5 protein-coding genes and 1 pseudogene are annotated in these 6,210 nt (G+C 57.5%); all 6 read right to left on the bottom strand.

The window, feature by feature from the left end:
- Positions 1-47: 47 nt before the first annotated feature.
- A pseudogene (locus tag Q1B46_RS17395) lies at positions 48-569 on the bottom strand (IS6 family transposase); the annotation flags it as partial.
- Positions 570-792: 223 nt separating this feature from the next.
- Entirely contained in the window at positions 793-1,893 is a 1,101-nt protein-coding gene (locus Q1B46_RS17390) for an N-acetylglucosamine-6-phosphate deacetylase (RefSeq protein ID WP_299949955.1), read from the bottom strand.
- Between the two features lie 13 nt (positions 1,894-1,906).
- On the bottom strand, positions 1,907-3,163 hold the full coding sequence (locus tag Q1B46_RS17385) for a class II D-tagatose-bisphosphate aldolase, non-catalytic subunit (protein WP_299949953.1): 1,257 nt from the start codon (positions 3,161-3,163) through the stop codon (positions 1,907-1,909).
- Between the two features lie 15 nt (positions 3,164-3,178).
- Positions 3,179-4,111, bottom strand: coding sequence for an ROK family protein (locus Q1B46_RS17380; protein ID WP_299949951.1), 933 nt, complete (start codon positions 4,109-4,111; stop codon positions 3,179-3,181).
- Entirely contained in the window at positions 4,092-5,180 is a 1,089-nt protein-coding gene (locus Q1B46_RS17375) for an SIS domain-containing protein (protein WP_299949949.1), read from the bottom strand. Before Q1B46_RS17375 ends, Q1B46_RS17380 begins: the two co-directional genes overlap by 20 nt.
- A gap of 18 nt (positions 5,181-5,198) precedes the next feature.
- Positions 5,199-6,062, bottom strand: coding sequence for a transcriptional regulator (locus Q1B46_RS17370; protein WP_299949947.1), 864 nt, complete (start codon positions 6,060-6,062; stop codon positions 5,199-5,201).
- Between the last annotated feature and the right edge of the window lie 148 nt (positions 6,063-6,210).

Raw genomic sequence — 6,210 nt, 5'->3', positions numbered from 1 at the left:
CGCACCTCAGTAGCTCACCCAAAGACAAGGGCGCGGTGCCTCAAAAAGTTCTTGTCAAATACATCCGTCAAATATTTGGACCTGATCGTCTGTACTTTGGCTGGGCAACCGAACCGCTTCAGGATTCTGTTCACTTCCCGAATGCCCGCCGCATTGGCGCCGCTCTTGTCTATGACGATTTTGTTTGGGATCCCGTTTGACGACAAAGCTTTGGCAAAGAACTTGGTAACTGCTGGACGATTTCGTCGCTCGGACAGCATGAAATCAAGGGTGTTTCCCGCTTTGTCTACCGCTCGATAAAGATACATCCACTTGCCGCGCACACGGAGATAGGTTTCGTCCATGCGCCAGGATTTCTGAGTTGGACGCTTCCTTGATTGCGTACGATCAGCGACTATCGGCGAGTATTTCACAACCCACCTATTCAATGTGGCGTGGTCAACTCGCACGCCGCGTTCAGCCATGATCTCTTCCAAATCACGATACGACACTGTGTACCGCAAATAGAACTACACAGCGTACAAAACGGCATCCTTGGGGAAAGTGCAGCCTTTCAGGGAAATCATGATAAAACCTGTTAGAGAACAATACGCGGGCAACAGACGTCGGAATCTGCATGCTCGTCAATCCACGCCCAAAGTTTGCGACACAACCTTCGGGACTACGGTGTTGGTTGGAATTGCAGGTTCCCTCGCCTTTTCTGCGTTCGCCACGTGGCAGATTTGCGAGGTTATTTACTCGCGAAAAAATCAGAATTTTGGAAGAGGCATGACTATGGATGGAGGAAATTTATCAGCAGTCTGAAGCAATTCCGCTGCTACGAAGCTTACCCAGATCGGAAAGTTTGCTCCCAATGATTTTGGGACAGTCCAATCGCATCATCTCAAATGGGTTTGAAGTTGCCATGCGCACAGCTTCTATCATCAGAATACCAATATTTGTCACCATTCGATGGACAGAGGTTGCCAGATCAATATGTGCGCCAGCAAGTGACCCTTCCGAATTGACCAGGCGTCCAACTTCCACACGCATGGTCTCACCATAGAGCTCAAAGTGATCGGGTCCTCCGACCGTGGACATGGCGTCAGAAACAAGGATCATCCGGTCTGGTATTGGGCGCGCGCGAGTGGCCAATGCCACCATGTCGTCGCTGACATGATGGCCGTCTGCGATGATGCCGCACCAGACTTCGCTGTTGATCGCCACTCCGGTGATCATGGGTGCGCGTGAAGTCATTTGAGGCATCCCGTTGAACAAGTGGGTAAAGCAGCGTAGCCCTTCTGCCAGGGCCTTCTGGGTTTTTTCGGCGCTTGCGGCGCTGTGTCCGGCTGAGACAACAATACCCATGCGGGTCAACCGGGCGATCAGGCCAGGCTCAACGATTTCAGGGGCCAGTGTCAGAAGCACTGGGACGCCCCTGTGCCGCAGCCCTTCCAGCACCGCCATCGTGTGATCGTCGAAAGGTCGGATATAGGCGGGGTTATGGGTGCCCTTGTGAGCGACGCTGATATGCGGCCCTTCGATGTGAATGCCCAGTACGCCATTTTGTCCCAGCTCGCTGGCAACAGCCTGCGCGCTGCGGTCCATGATCTCGGGACGGTCTGTGATCACTGTCGGCAGCAGGCAGGTGGTGCCAAGTGCGTTATGGGCCTGTGCAATATTGCGCACGCCTTCACGGGTTGGCATGTTGTTAAGCATCACACCGCCACCGCCATTAACCTGCACATCGAATAGAGGCGGGGTTATCAGCGCTTCAACCGGCTCGATCAGGGTGCCGGTGGGCAGGGCACTGAGAGGCATGATATCGGCCACGACCTCGCCCTCGCATGCCAGTGCGGTATTGGTCCGCAGGGCCTGTCCGTCGAACAATGCTTGGGGGAGGAAATATCGCATACGCCGTCCCTTTTTAGAAGAAATAGGGACGCAGAGCTTGATGAACCTGTGCAAGGACAAGTGCCTTCGCCCAGTCTTCGCCAAGCGCTTCGGCGCGAGAGATGACTTGCGTGTCAAAGCATTGTTCCAGCACCGGCGCGGGCGGTCGTTTCGGCCCGAGGGCAGAAAACAGAGCGGCAACCGCCTGCTGTACCTTGGCATCCGGCCAGTAGTATCGGATGCGGTCAGCATAGCCGAAATGCCGTTGCAGGCGTAGTTCAACTGGTGTTCCGGCATAGTGTTTTTGCCAATATCCGGGTTGATCCAACATGACCTGCTCCATTTGTTTCATCAGGTTGGTGCCGTCTTTGAGCAGCAACGCCCGCAGATGATCCAGCGAATAAAGCGCTTGCCGGTACGCAAAAGTTAGCGCAGGACCGACCTTGAGAACGCTGAAATGCCGCGCGGCGAGGTCAGGGTAGACCTCTGGGTGCTGGTAGTCGGTCGAATGCGCCTCGAAACAGATATGTGGAACTCCTGACAGCGCTTGCGACAGGTGATCGGACGCGGATCGGTCGAAATGGTCGATATGGGTGGCAGAAAACTCCAGTCCCGGCTGCACCACTAGCCCGATAACGCGGGGCCATGCCTGGGCCACTCCTGCCGCCTTGAATGCGGCAAGATGGGTGTCCAGCGTCTTGCGCGCATGCGCCGGATCGGTTGGTGTGATGCCCTGGCCCTCTTCGTCGGTGCGCGCGCCGCCGGGCGGAGGCACCTCGGTTCCTATTACATAGGACAGGCGCTCGGGATCAGGGGCTGCGGCTTCGCACACGGCGGCCAGATGGGCGGCGCGGGTGGCCGAAGTCTGGTCGTCGACTTGTGCGGGCTCACCGGCGCAGCCTTCGGAACAATCGAGGTGGATCTTAGTAAACCCGGCCTGCACATAGGCGTGCATCAGATCTTCGGCCTTTGCCATGGCCCTGTCGGCGGGCTCACTGCGCCAGGCTTGAGGACCAAGGTGGTCGCCGCCAAAATGAAACAGTGCCGGATCGATATCGGCCTGTTGCGCGATGTCATTCACAAAGCGAATGAAATCGGCAGGCTGCATACCAGTATAGCCGCCGAATTGATTGACCTGATTACTGGTCGCTTCAATCAGAACCGGGCGCTGCAATTCTTGTGCCAGCAAAAGGGAGGCCCGTAACACATCCGGCTGTGCCGAACAAACCGAGGGGATCGCAACGGGTTCACTGCCGCGATTGCGTGCATTCAGGTCGGCAAAAAAGCTCATGGGTTCGTTTCCATTTCAAGCATCCGGGCGGACCAGCAACGCGGCCCCACGCGCTCCGCTGCTATCGCCGAATTTAGGTTTGCAGATAAGGGGGGCGCGCAAGCCGGGAAGAGCAACACTTGCCAACGCGTCAGCAAGATTGTGTTCCAGCCCTTCGATATTGCTCAGTCCGCCGCCTAGCACGATGCAATCGGGATCGATATGCAGTTGCAGGCTATGCAAAAGCTCCCCGGCGATCTGAAGCCAAACATCAAGGATATGCGCGGCTGTTTCGTCCCCTTGGGCTGTCGCCGCTACAACCTCGGGCGCGGTGAGGGGCGCGCCAGCGAGCGTCTTGGCTAGTCGTGTCATGCCTGTGCCGCACAAAAAGGTCTCGAAACAACCCTGGCGGCCACAACCGCAGGGCAGGATTGGCAGGTTGTAACGCGCCATAATTGGGGCGGGTAGAGCGGCATGCCCGATCTCGCCCGCTAGAACATTCGGCCCGGGCAACAACGCGCCGTCAACCACAACACCGCCACCAAGCCCGGTGCCGAGGATCAGGCCGAACACCGTGTGATAGCCCTCCCCCGCGCCGCCAATCGCCTCCGAAAGGGCGAAACACTTGCAATCGTTGGCTAGGCGGATGAAGCCGCCGTTTCGCGCCTTCAGATCGTTCCCCAATGGCATGCCGTTGGCTGGCAGGTTGGCGGTGACCGATTGTCCCGTGATCGGATCGATCAGGCCCGGAATGCCGATACCCACTGGTAGGTCGGGTTGCCCGGATGCCACCCTCAGCCATGTGATTTCGGCGGTCAGTGCCTCCAGTAGGTCGGCATAGCTTTGCCGTGGTGTGGGTATGCGGCGCGAGGCGAGAGCGGTCAGGTTGCTGTCGAACAGCGTCGCTTCGATCTTGGTGCCCCCAAGATCAATGCCGCCCCAGGCCGCGTCAGACGTAGAGGCGGACATGGCTGACCACCCGGCTGAGATTGCCACCCTCGAATGGATTGTCCACGTTCAGGCCCAGAGATTTCGACCACGCCACTGACAGCACTTGCGCCACCAGCACATAAAGTGCGGTGTTCCAGACATCGGGCAAGCCAGTGGGTATGCTCAGGTCGGGGTTCGCTCCGACATCAGGATCGCCGATGCTGACGGTCCGCGTATCCGGGAACTGGCTGCGCAGTTCGGTCACAATGTCGTCGTCATATTTGCGGGTTAGCGGGTCCGAAGATAGGAATACGAACACCGTGGTCTGATCATCTGTGATCGCCTTGGGGCCGTGGCGGAATCCAAGGGTACTGTCCCAAGCCGTCACCACCTGACCAGCGGCAAGTTCCAGCACCTTCAGCGCCGATTCCCGAGCAGTGCCAAGATACGGCCCCGACCCCAGAAACACTGCCCGCGCCGGGCGTGGCAGGTCAGGCACGGATTGCAACACCTCGCGTGCGGCCCGGGCCAGCGTAGTTATATTGCCCGAAATATCGTCCTCGGAAACGCCGGACATGCAGGCCAAAGCGGTCAACAGCATGGTGGTGTAGCTGGAGGTCATCGCAAAACCCTGGTCGTGGCAGGCATCGGGCAGCACGATTATCTTTTGCTCTCCTGGTCCGGGATGCGCACGCGTGGCCAAAGCGCTGTCGGCGTTGCAGGTGATGTTCAAGCGATCCGCCTTTGGGCAGTCGCGCTCCAGCAGGTCTAACGTGCCCAGAGTCTCGGAACTGTTTCCTGACCGACCAAAGGATACTACCAGTGGTCGCACCCCTGCCTTCAGAAAATCACCAGGTCGCGCCACCAGATCAGTTGACGGCACATTGCGCACCGGAATGTCGTTCAGGCGGCCGTTCAGATACACGGCCAGCGCATCCCCGATAAAGGCTGAGGTGCCCGCACCCGTCAGCCAGATCACATCCGGGCGGCGTTCAGCGATCCAGCCCGAGATATCAGCTGCAATTCCAGGCAGGATATTTGACCAAGCTGCCCAAATTTCAGGCTGCGCGGCAATTTCCGTTTCTGTTGCCCAAGTGTTTGCACTCATGAGGTATGTCCGTTCGGTTTATGATGTTTGGGCAGTTTCGGCTATGTCGGCGAGGTGAAGCCGGACATCCTTACTGCGCAATTCCTGTTGCATTTCAGTTGGCATCGAGGCGTCAGACACGATGGCATCTACCTTGGATAGGTCGCAGATGCGGTGCAGTTTGGTCGCGCCGAACTTGCTAGCGTCGGCCAGAACAATGACACGGCGGCTGGATCGGATCATGGCGCGGTTCAGATGCGCCTCTTCCTCGCTAAAGGTTGACAGGCCAAGCGCCGGGTCCACCCGGTCAGCGCCCAGCAGGACGGTGTCGAATGACATAGTCTCTAGCGTAGCCTCGACCAATCGACCGCTAAGTGACATAGCATTCTGTCGCAACACACCACCAGTCAGCATCAACTGATGCTGGGGACAGTCATGCAAGGCCAGCATCAAGTTCAGCCCAGTGGTCATCAGCACTTTCGATGGCGCGCTTTTCAAGTGCTCCGCCATGAACTGCACAGTCGAGCCGGAATCGAGCAATATGGACTGGTCATCCGCAATCAGGTCAGCCGCCAGCGCGGCCACGGCGCGTTTTGCCCGTTTGTTCACGACCTCCTTGTCGTGAATGGTTGGCTCAATCTCGGCGCTGCTACCGCTTTCATGGGCGGCCAGCGCCATTGCAACTGCGATGCGCAGGTCGGGAAGGCCTCTGAAGCCATAGCGGCGGGCAAACCGGATCAGACTGGGCTCACTGACGCGGATGGTCTCGGATAACTCACGAAGAGGCTGGCGAATGAACTGGGTTGGGTTGGCCAGCAGGAATTCGGCCACACTACGCAATGCGCGCGACAATTCCGGGAGGTCGCTTTTGATTTGGTTCAAAATATCCGCGCTCTCTGCCAACGGGTGCCCCTTTCAGTGCGTCACATATATCAGCAAAACTACATTATCGGAACTATCGAGAAAGACAACTACCAATATGGCGCTAAATAAGTATGTAAAGCTCAAGAAATGTTGCTAAACTACATTTAGCACCCTAATGTGCGATTCG

This window comes from uncultured Ruegeria sp. (assembly GCF_947500045.1).
Lineage (GTDB): Bacteria > Pseudomonadota > Alphaproteobacteria > Rhodobacterales > Rhodobacteraceae > Ruegeria.
Note: the sequence above shows the minus strand (reverse complement) of the source record. Positions and strands in the feature narration are given on the sequence as shown.